Raw genomic sequence first — 15,755 nt, 5'->3', positions numbered from 1 at the left:
CACGACCGCTCTACTGACCGAACGTCCACCTCCCGCGAGGGATTGTCGGGCGCGGTCGGCTGGGTCTAGCCTCACGAGATGACGACGGAGGACACGATGCCTGCGAGCGACGTGCTGGACGGCGGCGGCTGGGTCACCGACGGCGGCCTCGAGACCGACCTGGTCTTCCACCACGGCATCGACCTGCCGGAGTTCGCCTCGTTCCCGCTCCTGCACGACGAGCGCGGCATCGGGCTCCTCCGGTCGTACTACGGCGAGTACTCCTCGATCGCCGCGGCAGCCGGCGTCGGCCTCCTGGTCGAGACGCCCACGTGGCGGGCCAACCCAGACTGGGCCACGACCCTCGGACTGGGCCCTGCCGAGCTCGACCGGGCCAACCGCGCCGCCGTCGCCCTGGCCCACGAGGTGGCCGGCGCGTCGCCGGTCGAGCGGACCCGGATCAGCGGGGTCGTGGGGCCGCGCGGCGACGGATATGTCGCCGCGCGCACCGAGGTGGACGAGGCCGCTGACTATCACGCGCCCCAGGTGAGCGTCTTCGCCGCCGAGGGCGCAGACCTCGTGCACGCCATGACCATGACGGGGCCGGCCGAGGCGGCCGGCGTGGTCCGGGCGGCGCGAGCGGCCCGCATCCCCGTGGCGATCTCGTTCACCGTGGAGACCGACGGCCGGCTGCCCGACGGACGCACCCTGTCCGAGGCCATCGACACGCTCGAGTCCACCGATCCCGCCGACTGGTACGGCGTCAACTGCGCCCACCCGTCCCACCTGGCGGCGGGCCTCGACGGCGGGTCGTGGCAGGAGAAGGTGTCCTTCCTGCGTCCGAACGCATCGACGCTCTCGCACGCGGAGCTGGACGCCATGGAGGTGCTCGACGACGGCGACCCGGCTCTCCTCACCGGTGCGACGGACGCGATCCGGTCGCAGCTGCCCGCGCTGCGCGTGGTCGGTGGCTGCTGCGGTACTGACAGCCGTCACGTCGCGGCCCTGTGGGGAGTGCCTGCGCCCCGCTGAACGTCGTCCCCGCTCCGGATCGACCACGACACCGCAGGATGGACCCCATGACTCATGTTCGACGCTTCGACCACATCGGCATCACCGTCGCAGACCTGGACGCGGCGACGGCGTTCTTCGTCGGCCTGGGGCTGGAGGTGGAAGGCATCGGCTCCGTGCAGGGAGAGTTCGTCGAGACCGTATGTGGCATCCCAGGCGCGCACTGCAGGATCGCGATGCTCACGTCGCCCGGCGGCGGCCGTCTTGAGCTCTCGAGCTTCATCACCCCCGACCACGTGCAGGGATCGCTGCAGCCCATGGCCAACGAGGTCGGGCTGCGCAACGTCTCGTTCGAGGTCGGCGACCTGCAGGCAGCCGTCGACGCCGTGGCCGCTGACGGCTACGGCCTCGTCGGAGGCGTCGGGACGTACGAGGACAGCGTTCGCATGGCGTACGTCCGCGGTCCCGAAGGCATCATCGTGTCGCTCTTCGAGCAGCTCGCCTGACCCACGCCGGCCGCGCGTGGCCCCTCAGCATGCGTCGACGCCCCGGGCGGCATAGGTTGGGCGCTCCCGGCCCCACGAGCTTCACGAGGATGGCCACCATGGCGCGCACGGCTCCGAGCACGGTCACCCTGCACGGCCACGACCTGTCCTACGTCGACAGCGGCTCCGGCCCGGTCGTGCTGTTCATCCACGGGATCCTCGGGTCGCAGCGGCAGTGGGAGCACCTGATCGACGTGATGGACGACGACCACCGGGTGCTCCTGCCGGACCTCTTCGGTCACGGCGAGTCGGCGAAGCCGTACGGGGACTACTCGCTCAGCGCGCACGCCGCGGCCATGCGCGACCTGCTCGACCATCTCGGGATCGAGCGGGTCACGCTGGTCGGGCACTCGCTCGGTGGCGGGATCGCGATGCAGTTCTTCTACCTCTTCCCCGAGCGGGTCGAGCGTCTCGTCCTGGTCTCCAGCGGCGGGCTCGGGCGCGAGGTGAACCTGCTGCTGCGTGCAGCGACCCTGCCCGGGGCCGCACAGGTGCTCAGCGTCATCGCCTCGGCACCTGTCCTCTCCCGCGTCGAGGCACTGGGCCGGGGAGCCTCGAAGGTCGGATGGCGGCCCGGCGCCGACGTCGACGCGGTCTGGCGGGGCTTCAGCTCGCTCGGCGACCATGAGAGCCGGCGTGCGTTCCTCGCGACCACCCGCGCCGTCATCGACATCGGCGGGCAGAGCATCAGCGCCCACGACCACCTGGACGGCGCGCTGCCCATCCCCTCGATGATCGTGTGGGGGTCGAACGACCGGATGATCCCGGTCGCACACGCGCTCAGCGTGGAGAAGCAGCTGCCTGACTGCCGCCTGGAGATCTTCGAGGGGGCGGGGCACTTCCCGCACCTCGACGATCCGGACCGCTTCGCCCGGGTGCTCCGCGAGTTCATCGCCGACCACGCGCCGCCGGACCAGCCGTCCCCCGGCGAGGATCTCTGATTCTCAGCACAAGCACTGTCTGGTGCAGCGGGCGCACCTGGGAGTAGATTCCGTAGATGGCCGACGATGCCGGGGACAGCAAGGACACCCGCTTCGTGGGGCCCATCCCCGACCTCTACCAGCGGCTGCTGGTGCCGATGATCTTCCGGGCCGCCGCTGACAGCCTCGCGCAGGTGGTCGCCGGCCTGTCGCCGCACGACGTCCTCGAGACGGCGGCCGGCACCGGCGCACTCACCCGCGCCCTGGTCAAGGCCTGTCCTGACGCGGCCGTCACCGCCACGGACCTCAACCAGCCGATGCTGGACGCGGCGGCCACTCACACCGCTGACGGCGCGACCGTGACGTTCCAGCAGGCCGACGCCCTCGACCTGCCGTTCGGCGACCAGACGTTCGACGTCGTCGCGTGCCAGTTCGGCGTGATGTTCTTCCCCGACCGCGTCCACGGCTATCGCGAGGCCGGACGCGTCCTGAGGCCTGACGGGTCGTTCGTGTTCAACACGTGGGACCGGATCGAGAACAACGAGGTCACCCACGTGATCCAGTCGGCGCTCGTCGCGGCGGCACCCGACGAGCCGTTGCTCTTCATGAGCCGGACCCCGCACGGCTACTTCTCGCCCGAGCAGATCCGGGCCGACCTGGAAGCCGCCGGCATGCCGGGCGCGTCGATCACGGCGATCGACGGGACGAGCCGCACGTCCGCCTCCGAGGCCGCGACGGCCTTTTGCCAGGGCACTCCCCTGCGCGTGGCGATCGAGAGTCACACCACGCTGAGCGTCGCCGAGGCGACCGCCATCGCCGAGGATGCCCTGCTCCAGCACTTCGGCGCCGGACCCATCGATGCGCCCATCCGCTCGTTCGAGGTCGTCGCGCGGCCGACCGCTCCGCAGCTGACCGACGGTGAGAGGTAGGGCTGCTGGCGCACCGTCAGACGCTCATCGTGCTGCCCACTTCTCGCGGCTCGGGGACTGTCTGACCCCGCCTCTAGAGTGGAGGAAAGGCTGCAATCGAAGGGTTTTCATGGGGTTGGACGACCGGGAGACGATCGATCAGATCGTGGTGCGTCGCCAAGCCCAGGCCTCCTGTGATGCGGCTGAGGCATTGGACCTGTTGGACTATGTCGACCGGGCCCGGGTTGCGGGCGAGCGGATCAGCGAGGGTCAGGGACGCCGGCGGGTCGACAGCGCCGTGCACGAGCTGTCGTTGGCGATGAGGCTGCCGGTCCCGACGGTCGAACGGGCTGTGGCCCGCGCCCGCCGACTCCGTTCGAGGATGCCGGTGGTGTGGCAGGCATGGCACGACGGACGCATCCCGACCGCCCACGTGGAAGCCATCGACCGGGCCGGCTGCCGGCTCACCCGCGCCGAGTCGGTGACCGCGCTCGATGATGTGGCGGTCGACCGGGTGGCACGTCTGACGCCGGGGCAGGCGACCCGGTGGTTGGACCGGTGGGTCGAACGCACCGAAGCAGGCGCGTCCAAGGAACGGCATGTGAAGGCGTTCGCCGACCGGGCCGTGGGACTACGTCCGCTCGGGGACGGGATGACCCGCCTGACCGCAGACCTCGGTGCGGCTGATGCGGCAGCGATCATGCAGTCGTTGACCAAGACCGCCCACGCGTTGCCGGCCGATGATGACCGCACGATCGACCAGGCCCGCACCGACCTGCTCGCCGACACCCTGCTCGGCCGCCGCGACGGCGGCCTGGGCTACCGCCCTGTCATCGGTGTCACGGTGCCGTTGTCGTCGCTGATGGGATTCAGCGACACCCCCGGTGAGCTGACCGACCGCACCGCCACGATCCCCGCCCACGTCATCCGGACTGCCCTGGCTGATGAGACGAGCGTGCTGTATCGGTTGGTCACCAGTGATGTCGGTGACCTGCTGACCGTGACCTGGCTCGGCCGGCTGGCCCCCACCCGCCTCCAGCAGGTCCTCGGGTTCCGCGACGGCACGACCGTCTTCCCGACCGCATCGGTGCCGGTCCGGGCGTGCGACATCGACCACAGCGACCCCTGGCCCGCCGACACCAACGCCGCGAACACCGGGCCCTTGCACCGCCGCGCCCACAACCTCAAGACCGAAGGCCACCTGCAGTTGCGACAACCCTCGCCCGGGAGCTTCGAATGGACCACGCGCACCGGGCACACCTACACCCAGCACCCCGACCCGCTCCCCATCGCAGCATGGGAACCCGACACACCCGTCGAGGCCACCGGCCTGCCACCCGACCCCGGAGCCGACGACTTCACCCAGATGCTCGCCTACCTCGACGCCGCCTGAACACGCCTGCCCCCCCGGAAGTCCGACACGGGATCAAGCCGTCGTGCGCACCCTCACCGCCAGTCGAGGAGCTCTCGCACCATCTGCTGTGATGCCGGCGAGCCGTCGTTGCGGATGCCGTTCATCGTGTCGTGCGACACGAAGATCCCGTTCGCGGTGCTCGCGGCGACGATGGCCTCCACCGAGGCACGGATGCGCGTCGAGGCACCGAACGATCCTTCCGGGTCTCCCTTGCGGGACGTGTGGGGGTAGAGGACCAGCTCGATCGTCGCGTCCGGCAGGTGCCTGGCAGCGACCATCACGAGGGTGGGTGAGATCTTGCGCTGGAAGCGCTTGAGAAAGATCAGCGGCGTGTCTTCGATGACGTCCTGGAGATACTGCCGGGGCCATGACACGTCGGCCGTGCCGATCTCCACGGCCCGGGCCAGCCATGGCGAGCCCATCTGGCGCAGACGAGCGTCGAGGTCGTCCTCGCGGGCGACGAACCCCTCGGAGACGAGCTGGGCCACCGCGAGCGTGACGGCATCGGTCGCGGTGCCGCGAAGCACGAACCGCGCACCGGTCGGCACTCGGCTGCGACTGAAGAAGTGAAAGCGGGCGTCCTTCCCGGAGCCCAGCCCGTCACTCCCGGAGGTCATACGTTGAACCGGAACTCCACCACGTCGCCGTCAGCCATCACGTACTCCTTGCCCTCCATGCGGACCTTGCCGACCGACTTGGCGGCGGTCATGGAGCCGGCCTCGACGAGGTCGTCGAACGACACGATCTCGGCCTTGATGAAGCCGCGCTCGAAGTCGGTGTGGATGACGCCGGCCGCCTGCGGAGCCGTGGCACCCTGCGGGATCGTCCACGCGCGCGACTCCTTGGGGCCAGCCGTGAGGTAGGTCTGCAGGCCCAGGGTCGCGAAGCCGACGCGCGCGAGGGCGTCCAGCCCGGGCTCCTCGACGCCCATGTCGGCGAGCATCTCGGCACGCATGATCTCGGCCTCCTCGTCGTCGCCCAGCTCGACCAGCTCGGCCTCGCCCTTGGCGTCGAGGAAGATCGCCTCGGACGGCGTGACCAGATCGCGCATCTGCTGCTTGAGCGCCTCGTCGGTGAGCTCGTCGGCGTCGCAGTTGAAGACGTAGATGAACCGCTTGGACGTCATGAGGTGCAGGTCGCGCAGCAGCTCGAGGTCGAGCCCGGCCTTGAGCACACCCGTGCCGGCCTCGAGCGCCTCCTTGGCCTTCTTGGCCTCCTCGAACGCGGGGACGAGCGACTTGTCCTTGCGCGACTCCTTGTCGAGGCGCGGCAGCGCGTTCTCGAGGGTCTGCAGGTCGGCCAGGGCCAGCTCGATCGAGATCGTCTCGATGTCGTTGGCGGGGTTGACGTCGCCGTCGACGTGGGTGACGTCCTCGTCACGGAACACACGGGTGACCTGGCAGATCGCGTCGGACTCGCGGATGTGCGACAAGAACTTGTTGCCCATGCCCTCACCCTCGGACGCGCCGCGGACGATGCCGGCGATGTCGACGAACTGGACCGTCGCGGGCAGGATCTTCTCCGACCCGAAGATCTCGGCGAGCTGGGCCAGCCGCGAGTCGGGGACGCCGACCACGCCGACGTTCGGCTCGATCGTCGCGAACGGGTAGTTCGCCGCGAGGACGTCGTTCTTGGTCAGTGCGTTGAAGAGGGTCGACTTGCCCGCGTTGGGGAGTCCGACGATGCCGATGCTGAGAGCCACGAGGGACGATCCTACGTCCTCAGCCCCGGTCGAGGCGAAACGCCCGGAGCTCCTGGTCGTACCAGTCCGTCGTGAGGCCGAGATCGGTCATCCCGAGCCGACCGCAGACCGCCTGCGAACGGACGTTGTCAGGATCGGTCACGGCGAAGATTCCCGACATCCCGGCATCGAAGCCGCGCTGCACCAGCGCCGTCGCCGCCTCCGTCGCGAAGCCGTGGCCCCACGCGTCGGGATGCAGGTGCCACCCGACCTCGTGCACGCGTCGCTCGTTGCCGGCGCTCGGCGGGAGCGGCACCAGCAGGGTCATGCCGACGAAGGCGCCGGTGTCGAGGCGCTCGGTCGCGAACAGGGCCGCCGCCGGATGGTCGCCGGCCCGTCCGGGTGCCCGCTCGATGCGGGTCGTGGCCTCGGAGACGTCGACCATCGGCGTGCCCTGACCGCTCCAGCGGGCGACCTCCGGCAGGCGGAAGACCTCGAACAGCGACGGCGCGTCGGCCGGGACGAGCGGACGAAGGTGGAGCCGCTCGGTCGTGAGGGTGGGCTCGGTCATCGGCTCACCCACCCCTCACGCGTGGTGTGGAACATCCGCGACAGACCGCCGTACCAGCGATCGGGGACGGCCCCGAGGTCGGCGAGACCGAGCCGTGTGGCAACTGCAGCCGAGGCCGCGTTGTCGGGATACATCGTGCACCACACCTCGTCGAGTCCGTCGGCGAAGACGGCGTCGAGCAGGGCGCGAGCGGCCTCGGTCACGTAGCCGTGGCCGACCGCGTCGGGGTGCGCGCTCCACCCGACCTCATATCTCTCCTGGTCGTCGTCGGGCAGGCGCTTGACCAGCACGTTGGCCACCAGCTCGTCGCCGCCTCGGGGCACCGCCGCGAGGTGCACCTCGTGCCGACTCGCCGCATCCTGCTCGGCCCAGGCGGCGATCCGCTCCCGCGCCGCGTCGATCCCGTGCATCGGGACATGTGGCGGGTCGCCGAGCCAGCGCAGCACCTCGATGTCGCTGTAGATGTCGAGGACGCGCTGCGCGTCCGCGCCGACGTACGGACGCAGCACCAGCCGCTCGGTCTCGATGATGTCCACGACACCGATCCTGTCAGGACCAGCCCCCGGGACGGGTCAGGCGGCTGGCGACGTGCCCATCGACCACGTGTCTGCGGGCGCCAAGGCACGGAGGGCGTCTCCGAGCAGCCGTGCCACGGTCTCCGCGGGCAGCTCGAGCAGCTCGGCAACCTGACGGTAGGTGTGGCCGCCGAACCGGCAGAGCGCCAGGGCGACTCGCTGGTCGTCGGGCAGCGCGTGGAGCTGGGCCGTCAGCGTCGGCAGCGATGACGGCTGCGAGGCGCCATCGGTGCCGTCAGCAGGAGCCCAGCAGAGCCAGGCGACCCACACAGCGGCCGACAGGTCGCGCAGGTCCGTCTGCCCGTCACCGTGCACCGAGATGGCCTGCATCACGATCTGCTCGGCGAGGTCAGGGTCACAGGTCAGGGTCGTTGCCACCGCATACAGCTGCTGGCCGTACCGATCGTAAAGTCGCAGGCGCTCGCGATTCCTCTTCATGCAGTTCTCCCGTCGTGGCCCCACTCGAGCATGACCGGTCCACGTCCTCGGCGGAACGGGCGAACCTATGCAACTGTGGTGCACACGCCCGGGTGACAGACTCACGACATGACCGTCATCAAGATCAACGCCATCACCGTCCCCGCCGGATCGGGCGACGAGCTCGCCCACCGCTTCGCCGCGCGCGCCGGCGCCGTCGACGGGGCGGACGGGTTCCAGGGCTTCGAGCTGCTGAAGCCGACCGACGACCGGGAGCAGTGGCTCGTCGTCACGCGCTGGGCCGACGAGGAGTCGTTCCAGGCCTGGGTGAGCTCGCCGTCGTTCGCCGAGGGCCACCGCTCGGCCGTCGAGCGCGCCGGCGGCGAGGCCCCGAAGCCCGTCTCGACCCACAGCGAGATCTGGAACTACGAGATCGCCGGCGGCTCCAAGGGCTGACCTGCACGGAACTGTCCGTGGTCCCCCGCATGCTGGGGTCATGGAAGCCTTCCCCCTTCTCCTCACCGCCCTGCTCGCCCTCGCCGCGGGGCTCTCGATCGGCTATCTCCTGGGCAGCCGTCGGGCCCCGTCGGCCTCGGCCCACGACCTGAGCCTGTCGCAGGCCGCGACGGCGCAGGCCGTCGAGCCGGTCCGTGAGAGCCTCGACCGCTTCGGCGAACGACTCCGACAGCTCGAGTCGAGCCGCATCGAGTGGCACACCCAGCTGCGCGAGCAGGTCGACGCCGTCCGCCTCACCAGCGACTCGCTGCGCAAGGAGACCGCCTCGCTGGCCACGGCGCTGCGCCGCCCGCAGGTCCGCGGTCGCTGGGGCGAGATGCACCTCAAGCGCACGGCCGAGCTCGCTGGCATGCTCGATCACTGCGACTTCGAGCTCCAGGTCAGCGTCAGCGACGGCGACACGATGCTCCGCCCCGACATGGTGGTCAGGCTCGCGGGCGACAAGCGGGTCGTGGTCGACTCCAAGGTGCCGCTCGACGCCTACCTCGACGCGGCGCAGGCCGAGACCGAGGCCGAGGGTGCCGAGCACCTGCGCCGCCACGTCCGCCAGGTCCGCACCCACATCGACCAGCTGGCGGCGAAGTCCTACTGGTCGCAGTTCGACCAGGCCCCGGAGTTCGTCGTGCTGTTCGTCCCCGGCGAGTCGATCCTCTCCGCGGCACTCGAGGCGGAGCCGACGCTGCTGGAGTACGCCTCGGCCAAGAAGGTCGTCCTCGCGACACCGACGACCCTCATCGCGCTGCTGCGCACGGTCGCCTATGCGTGGACGCAGGAGCAGCTCGCCGCCAACGCCCGCGAGATCCAGACCATCGCCCGCGAGATGTACGACCGCATCGGCACCGTCGCCGGCCACGTCGACAAGCTGGGGCGGTCGCTGGAGAGCACCGTGCGCTCCTACAACGAGGCCGTGAGCTCGATCGAGTCCAGGTTTCTGGTCACGGCCCGCCGTTTCAACGCCCTGCACGTGTCCACCACGCCCGTCGAGTCCCCCAGGCTCGTCGAGTCGACACCCCGTTCATTGACGGCTCCCGAGCTCGTCGATGAACTAACGTCGTAGCCATGACGCAGGCGGTGTCCCGCACACCAGCACGCCGGCCCCGAACATCTCCTGCCCGGCACGACCTCAGTGCCCGGCAGGCGGTCGTGGCTGCCTGCCTGGCCATGACGGCGATCGTCCTGCTCGACCTGATGGACGGCCGCATCGGTCTGCTCTACTCGGTGGGCTTCGTGCTGATCGTCATCACGGCACCGCTCAGCGTCGACGTGCGCGCCCTGTTCCCGACCGGAGTCCTGCCGCCGGCCCTGCTGATCGGCAGCCTGCTGGCGGTGTGCCTGCTCGACCCCCAGGCCATCCAGGTCGGCGGCATGGCCAAGGACGCGGGCACGTTCGCCCGGCTCATCGCGGGCACGATCGACCACGGCATGACCCTCGTGGTCGGCCACGGTCTCGCGCTCGGCCTGATCGCCGTGCGCATCGTCACCGCCCCCGAGCGCTGAGCCGTCAGCCCGTCGCCTCGTCGACGAAGCACCAGCGCCACGCCTCGCCCGGCTCGAAGCTGCGCATCACGGGGTGACCGGTCTGCTCGAAGTGTCCGGCCGCATGCTTGCCGACCGACGAGTCGCAGCACCCCACGTGACCGCACGTCATGCAGAGCCGCAGGTGCACCCAGTCGGTGCCGTCGCGCAGGCACTCCTCGCAGCCGGTCGGCGTGACCGGGTTCGGGAAGTCACACGCGGCCCGCAGGTGCTCGCACGAGCCCGCGACGTCCTCCGGAGCCCGCAGGTCGGTCTCGCGCTCGGCCGTCGTCTCGCCCTCCGACAGCCGGTCGAGGATCGACTCCTCGACGTCGAGGGCGTTCATGACCTGCTGCAGGATCGACTGGTCGACGCTGCCGAGGTCGCGGATGCGCAGCAGCTCGGCGCGCTCCTGGCGCAGCATGTGGGCGCGCAGCCGCGAGTACTGCGCGCTCGGGGTCTCCAGCCCGCCGAGGCGCTCCCAGACCGCATTGGTGCGATCGGTCGCGCGCTCGCGGAGGCGGTGCATGACGGCGTCGCTGACCGTGCCCTCGACGTTCTTGTCGAGATAGGCCATGCCGGCGTCGGTCACCGCCTGGTAGACCGTCGCCTCCTGCAGGTGGTCCTCGTGCCGATCGGGTCCTGGCACCTTGAGCACGCGCACCAGGGTGGGGATCGACAGGCCCTGGATCATCAGGGTGCCGACGGTGACCACGAACGCGATCAGCACCAGCACCTCCCGCTCCGGGGTCTCGGGCGGCAGCAGGAAGACCGCGGCCAGCGTCAGCACGCCGCGCATGCCGGTCCACGCGACCATGAAGATCGTGCGCGGGTCAGGGCGCGGCTGGGCCGCCGCGATCCGCGGGATCAGACGAGGCAGGTAGGTCGCCGGGAACACCCAGACCATGCGCAGCACGATGACAGCCAGCAGCACCGCGACGCAGGCCGCCGTGATGCGGGTCGCCGACAGGTCGCTCTGGTCGAGGTTGTTGACGATGTCGCGGATCTGCAGGCCGATGAGCAGGAAGACCGCGTTCTCGAGGACGTACGAGATCGTCGACCAGTTGGTGCGCTCGAACAGCCGTGACGCGCCGGACTGGATGATCGGCGACTTGTGGCCGAGGATGATGCCCGCGACGACGACCGCGAGCACGCCGGACGGCTGGGCGTCGATGCCGTAGAAGTCCTTGACGTGCAGCTCCTCCGCGGGGATGTAGGCGATCCACGGGGTCAGCAGCGACACCGCGACGTCGGTGACCTCGTCCTCGATGAGGCGGCGGATCCGACCGACGACGAACGCGACGATCAGCCCGATCGCGATGCCACCGAAGGCCGAGATCAGGAAGCCGACGCCGACCTGCCACACCCCGACGGTGCCGGCGATGGCGGCGATCGACGCGCGGAGCGTGACGATCGCCGTGGCGTCGTTGACGAGGCTCTCGCCCTCGAGGATCGTGACGACACGGCGCGGCAGCCCCACCCGTCGCGCGATCGCCGTGGCCGCGACGGCGTCCGGCGGCGCGACGACGGCGCCCAGCGCCAGCGCCACGGCGAACGGGACGTCGAGGATCCACCAGACGAGCAGGCCGACGCCGGCCGTCGTGAACAGCACGAGACCGACGCTGAGCAGCATGATCGGCCGCTTGTTGGCCCGGAAGTCGACGAGCGACGTACGGATCGCGGCGGCGTAGAGCAGCGGCGGGAGCAGCCCCACCAGCACGATCTCGGGCGTGAGCTCGAAGTCGGGCACGAACGGCACGTAGGAGCCCACGATGCCGACGACGATCAGCACCAGGGGTGCCGACATGGAGAACCTGCCGGCGATCGCGCTGACCGCGACGACGATGGCCAGCAGGGTGACGAGGGTCAGGGCGATGTCCACCCCTCCATTGTCTCAGCCCGAACCACGTCGCCACGACGCTCGCCCGGTCGCGGACACCACCGGGCCGCCGTACGGTGAGAGCACGTCACCGTCTTCCGGGGGGAAGCATCATCATGACCGTCCTCGCACGTCGCACCCGTCCGCTCGTCACGCTCGTCGCGACCACCGCCGTCGGTGCAGCCCTCGTGGCGGCCGGCCCGCCGAGTGCCCAGGCCGCCGCCCGGCCGTCCGACTCCGGCGCCACCGGGTCCTCCGGCTCCACCGCCCGCGGGACGGGTGGTGCCGTGAGCTCCGTCGACGCCAACGCCAGCCGCATCGGCCGCGACGTGCTCCGCCGGGGCGGCAACGCGGCCGACGCCGCGGTCGCCATGGCCTCCGCGCTCGGAGTCTCCGAGCCCTACAGCGCCGGCCTCGGCGGCGGCGGCTACTTCGTCTACTACGACGCCAGGAGCCGGAAGGTCAGCACGATCGACGGCCGCGAGACGGCTCCGGTGGGCATCACGCCCGACGCCTTCGTCGACCCGTCGACCGGCAAGCCCTACAGCTTCACCCCCGAGCTCGTGTCGTCCGGCGTGGCCGTCGGTGTGCCCGGGACGCTCGCGACGTGGCAGTCGGCGCTCGACCGCTTCGGCACGCGGTCGCTGGCCCGCACGCTGGCCCCGTCGATCGAGCTGGCACGGGACGGCTTCGTCGTCGACGACACGTTCCGCAGCCAGACGCTCGACAACAAGACCCGGTTCGCGGCGTTCCCCGACACGGCGAGGCTGTTCCTGCCCGGCGGAGACGCCCCGAAGGTCGGCACCCGGTTCCGCAACCCCGACCTCGCCCGGACGCTCACCCGGATCGCCCGCCAGGGCACCGACGCGTTCTACCGCGGACCGCTCGCCGCCGAGATCGCCGACGTCGTGCAGCACCCCCGCAAGGACCCCGCCTCCACGCTCCCGGCACCCGCCGGCTCCATGACGTCCCGCGACCTCGCGACGTACAAGGTCCGCCAGCAGGCCGCGACGAAGATCCGCTATCGCGGCCTCACGGTCCACGGCATGGCACCGTCGTCGTCGGGCGGGACGACCGTCGGTGAGGCGCTCAACATCGTGGAGAACCACCGCCTGCGCGGCGGCTCCGGCACCGCCCGCAGCCTGCACCTGTATCTCGAGGCATCGGCGCGTGCGTTCGCCGACCGCGGCGCGTACGTCGGCGACCCCGCCTTCGTGAAGGTGCCCACCACGACCCTGTCGAGCCAACGCTTCGCCGACTCGCGTGACTGCACGATCGATCCGACGACGGCGGCCCCCAAGCCCGTCTCCCCCGGATCGCTCGACGGCACGGGGTGCGCCACCGCGAAGGCCGACGAGAAGCCCGACACCGAGAACGTCTCGACGACGCACCTGTCCGTCGTCGACCGGTGGGGCAACGCCGCGTCCTACACGCTGACGATCGAGCAGACCGGCGGATCGGCCATGACCGTGCCCGGTCGCGGCTTCCTGCTCAACAACGAGCTCACCGACTTCACCGCGGCGTACGACCCGAACGACCCCAACCGCATCGCCCCCGGCAAGCGTCCCCGCTCCTCGATGTCGCCCACGATCGTGACCGAGAACGGCAAGGTCGCCTACGTCGTCGGCTCTCCCGGGGGCGCCACGATCATCACGACGGTCCTGCAGATCCTGCTCAACCGGATCGACCTCGGCATGTCGCTGCCCGAGGCCGTCGCGGCCCCGCGCGCCTCGCAGCGCAACACGGCCACGACTCCGGCGGAGCCGGCGTTCATCGCGGCGTACGAGCAGGCGCTCGCGCCGTACGGCCAGAAGCTCGTGCCCTCGGGCGACCAGTTCACGTCGGCGGCCGAGATCGGCGCGGCCGCAGCGATCGAGGTCGGGCCCCGCGGCCGGCTCACCGCCGTGGCGGAGCCGACGCGCCGCGGTGGCGGCAGCGCGATGGTGGTGCGGCCCGGCCGGTGAGGGCCGAGGCGGCCGAACCCCTAGGAGTAGGGGACGCCGGCGGCCTTCATGTCCTTGCGCAGCTCGGGCGGCAGGGCGAAGATCAGGCTCTCGTCGGCTGTGCGCACCGCGTCGGCGTCGGGGTGACCGTGCTCGCTGAGGTAGCCGAGCACCTCCTGGACGAGGTCGTCGGGCACCGACGCACCCGAGGTGACGCCGACCTTCTCGACGCCGTCGAGCCACGACTCGTCGATCTCGGAGATGTCGTCGATGCGGTAGGACGCCTTGGCACCGGCCTCGAGCGCGACCTCGACGAGGCGCACCGAGTTGGAGGAGTTGGCCGAGCCGACGACGATCACCAGGTCGGCGTCCTTGGCGATCTCCTTGACCGCGACCTGCCGGTTCTGCGTGGCGTAGCAGATGTCGTCGCTGGGCGGATCCTCCAGCTGCGGGAACTTCTCGCGCAGGCGGCGCACCGTCTCCATCGTCTCGTCGACGCTCAACGTCGTCTGCGACAGCCACGACAGGCGGGTGCCCTCGGGGAACTCGAGGTCGTCGACGTCATCGGGGGTCTGGACGAGCGTGATGGCCTCGGGGGCCTCACCGGCGGTGCCCTCGACCTCCTCGTGACCCTCGTGCCCGATCAGCAGGATGCGGTAGCCGTCGTTCGCGAAGCGGCGGGCCTCGTGGTGCACCTTGGTGACCAGCGGGCAGGTCGCGTCGATCGTCTTGAGGCTGCGCTCGGCCGCCTCGGCGTGCACCATCGGCGAGACTCCGTGGGCGGAGAAGACGACCGTCGCACCCTCGGGCACCTCGTCGAGCTCCTCGACGAAGACCGCGCCACGCGCCGCGAGGTTGTTGACGACGTGCTTGTTGTGGACGATCTGCTTGCGCACGTAGACCGGCGCGCCATAGAGGTCCAGCGCCTTCTCGACCGTGATGACGGCCCGGTCGACGCCTGCGCAGTAGCCGCGGGGGTCGGCGAGGAGCACGCTGCCACCGACCGGGGGCATGCCGAGAGAGACCTGGGAAGACATGGCTCCATCCTAGGTGACACCGCATGGGCGCCCAACGACGCGACCGACCTCACACCGCCAGCCCAGCGGGTGACCTTAACAAGCCTGTAACATTTCGCGACGTTGGCTCCCCCCGGGCCGCACTGCGGCCGCGCCGAGGCCCGTCACGTCCGCAGCCATCGAAGATCCAGACGGGCATGGAAGACCCAGCACGGCGGCTCCCCCGGAGCCTTGGGGTTAATCGGTCCCACCGACAGGCATCCTTCGCGCCTGAACCCGACAGGTCATCTTTCACAGGCGTGCACGAAGGAACCCCTATGCGCACGTTCTCACGTGTCCTTGTCGCCATGCTCACCGCCGTCGTGGTCGTCCTGACCGGACTGAGCAGCACGGCCAACGCCAAGACGACGACCGTCGTCCACGACCGCTCCGCGACGGTGCTCAAGCAGGCCGCCAAGCTGAAGGGCAAGCCCTACCGCTGGGGCGGCGCCGGTCCGACGTCGTTCGACTGCTCCGGCTACGTCCAGTACGTCTACAAGAAGGCCGGCAAGACGATCGGCCGCACCTCCGGCGCCCAGCTCGCGGGCCAGCGGATCTCCAAGGGCAAGAAGAAGCCCGGCGACATCCTCGTCTTCCTCAAGGGCGGCTCGGCCTACCACTCGGCGATCTACGCCGGTGGCGGCACGATGTGGGAGGCCCAGCGCACGGGCGTCCCGGTCGGCAAGCACAAGATCTGGTCGCAGGGCTACGTCGTCGTGCGTCCCAGCGGCGGCCGCACGGTCACCACGACCACGACGGTCAAGGCCGTCAAGACCGACGTCCCCAGCGGCAGCCGCGGATAGTCAGCGCCCACCTCTAGGGTGGG

At 70.5% G+C, this 15,755-nt stretch carries 17 protein-coding genes; 10 read left to right on the top strand and 7 right to left on the bottom strand.

What is annotated here, in order from left to right:
• Positions 1-78 precede the first annotated feature (78 nt).
• The 5 genes from HQK15_RS16625 to HQK15_RS16605 all read left to right on the top strand — a co-directional run bounded on the left by HQK15_RS16625 (position 79) and on the right by HQK15_RS16605 (position 4,756).
• A complete protein-coding gene (locus HQK15_RS16625) occupies positions 79-1,011 on the top strand; it encodes a homocysteine S-methyltransferase family protein (protein WP_217361791.1) in 933 nt (310 codons plus the stop codon).
• A gap of 47 nt (positions 1,012-1,058) precedes the next feature.
• Positions 1,059-1,496, top strand: a complete 438-nt coding sequence (locus tag HQK15_RS16620; RefSeq protein ID WP_173492631.1) for a VOC family protein — start codon at positions 1,059-1,061, stop codon at positions 1,494-1,496.
• A gap of 98 nt (positions 1,497-1,594) precedes the next feature.
• Complete coding sequence (locus tag HQK15_RS16615; protein WP_173492630.1) at positions 1,595-2,476, top strand: alpha/beta fold hydrolase; 882 nt, start codon at positions 1,595-1,597, stop codon at positions 2,474-2,476.
• 56 nt (positions 2,477-2,532) lie between these two features.
• Positions 2,533-3,384: a class I SAM-dependent methyltransferase gene (locus tag HQK15_RS16610; RefSeq protein WP_173492629.1), complete on the top strand. Its 852-nt coding sequence runs from the start codon at positions 2,533-2,535 to the stop codon at positions 3,382-3,384.
• A gap of 190 nt (positions 3,385-3,574) precedes the next feature.
• Positions 3,575-4,756 (top strand): HNH endonuclease signature motif containing protein, encoded by a 1,182-nt coding sequence (locus tag HQK15_RS16605; RefSeq protein ID WP_173492628.1) that lies wholly within the window; start codon positions 3,575-3,577, stop codon positions 4,754-4,756.
• Between the two features lie 53 nt (positions 4,757-4,809).
• On the opposite strand, the gene HQK15_RS16600 is transcribed toward HQK15_RS16605, so the two are convergent.
• From HQK15_RS16600 to HQK15_RS16580, 5 genes are read right to left on the bottom strand one after another with little or no spacing between them, the layout of a single operon-like run.
• On the bottom strand, positions 4,810-5,394 hold the full coding sequence (locus HQK15_RS16600; RefSeq protein WP_173492627.1) for a hypothetical protein: 585 nt from the start codon (positions 5,392-5,394) through the stop codon (positions 4,810-4,812).
• Positions 5,391-6,479 (bottom strand): redox-regulated ATPase YchF, encoded by a 1,089-nt coding sequence (gene ychF / locus HQK15_RS16595; RefSeq protein WP_173492626.1) that lies wholly within the window; start codon positions 6,477-6,479, stop codon positions 5,391-5,393. The genes HQK15_RS16600 and ychF overlap by 4 nt, the downstream gene beginning before the upstream one ends.
• Positions 6,480-6,498: 19 nt before the next feature.
• Entirely contained in the window at positions 6,499-7,029 is a 531-nt protein-coding gene (locus tag HQK15_RS16590; RefSeq protein ID WP_173492625.1) for a GNAT family N-acetyltransferase, read from the bottom strand.
• Positions 7,026-7,565, bottom strand: coding sequence for a GNAT family N-acetyltransferase (locus HQK15_RS16585; protein WP_173492624.1), 540 nt, complete (start codon positions 7,563-7,565; stop codon positions 7,026-7,028). The genes HQK15_RS16590 and HQK15_RS16585 overlap by 4 nt, the downstream gene beginning before the upstream one ends.
• A 36-nt stretch (positions 7,566-7,601) precedes the next feature.
• Positions 7,602-8,042: an RNA polymerase sigma factor gene (locus HQK15_RS16580; protein WP_173492623.1), complete on the bottom strand. Its 441-nt coding sequence runs from the start codon at positions 8,040-8,042 to the stop codon at positions 7,602-7,604.
• 108 nt (positions 8,043-8,150) lie between these two features.
• Between HQK15_RS16580 and HQK15_RS16575 the strand changes: the two genes are divergently transcribed.
• Genes HQK15_RS16575 through HQK15_RS16565 form a run of 3 tightly spaced genes read left to right on the top strand, consistent with a single transcriptional unit; the run spans position 8,151 to position 10,034 of the window.
• Positions 8,151-8,477, top strand: coding sequence for an antibiotic biosynthesis monooxygenase family protein (locus HQK15_RS16575; RefSeq protein ID WP_173492622.1), 327 nt, complete (start codon positions 8,151-8,153; stop codon positions 8,475-8,477).
• A 40-nt stretch (positions 8,478-8,517) separates the two neighbouring features.
• Positions 8,518-9,594 carry a DNA recombination protein RmuC gene (locus HQK15_RS16570; protein ID WP_173492621.1) on the top strand — a complete coding sequence of 359 codons (1,077 nt, stop codon included), beginning with the start codon at positions 8,518-8,520 and terminating at the stop codon, positions 9,592-9,594.
• A gap of 2 nt (positions 9,595-9,596) precedes the next feature.
• Positions 9,597-10,034 (top strand): DUF6542 domain-containing protein, encoded by a 438-nt coding sequence (locus HQK15_RS16565; RefSeq protein WP_173492620.1) that lies wholly within the window; start codon positions 9,597-9,599, stop codon positions 10,032-10,034.
• Positions 10,035-10,038: 4 nt separating this feature from the next.
• Here the strand turns inward: HQK15_RS16565 and HQK15_RS16560 are convergent, their stop codons facing one another.
• A complete protein-coding gene (locus HQK15_RS16560; protein ID WP_173492619.1) occupies positions 10,039-11,934 on the bottom strand; it encodes a Na+/H+ antiporter in 1,896 nt (631 codons plus the stop codon).
• Positions 11,935-12,047: 113 nt separating this feature from the next.
• Between HQK15_RS16560 and ggt the strand changes: the two genes are divergently transcribed.
• Entirely contained in the window at positions 12,048-13,895 is a 1,848-nt protein-coding gene (gene ggt / locus HQK15_RS16555; RefSeq protein WP_173492618.1) for a gamma-glutamyltransferase, read from the top strand.
• Between the two features lie 20 nt (positions 13,896-13,915).
• Here the strand turns inward: ggt and HQK15_RS16550 are convergent, their stop codons facing one another.
• Positions 13,916-14,911: a 4-hydroxy-3-methylbut-2-enyl diphosphate reductase gene (locus tag HQK15_RS16550; protein ID WP_173492617.1), complete on the bottom strand. Its 996-nt coding sequence runs from the start codon at positions 14,909-14,911 to the stop codon at positions 13,916-13,918.
• Positions 14,912-15,207: 296 nt separating this feature from the next.
• On the opposite strand from HQK15_RS16550, the gene HQK15_RS16545 reads away from it, so the two are divergent.
• Positions 15,208-15,732: a C40 family peptidase gene (locus HQK15_RS16545; RefSeq protein ID WP_173492616.1), complete on the top strand. Its 525-nt coding sequence runs from the start codon at positions 15,208-15,210 to the stop codon at positions 15,730-15,732.
• Positions 15,733-15,755: the final 23 nt, after the last annotated feature.

This window comes from Aeromicrobium stalagmiti (assembly GCF_013283745.1).
GTDB classification, from domain to species: Bacteria; Actinomycetota; Actinomycetes; order Propionibacteriales; family Nocardioidaceae; genus Aeromicrobium; species Aeromicrobium stalagmiti.
The sequence above is the reverse complement of the archived record's forward strand: the minus strand, read 5'-3'. Positions and strand labels throughout refer to the sequence as shown.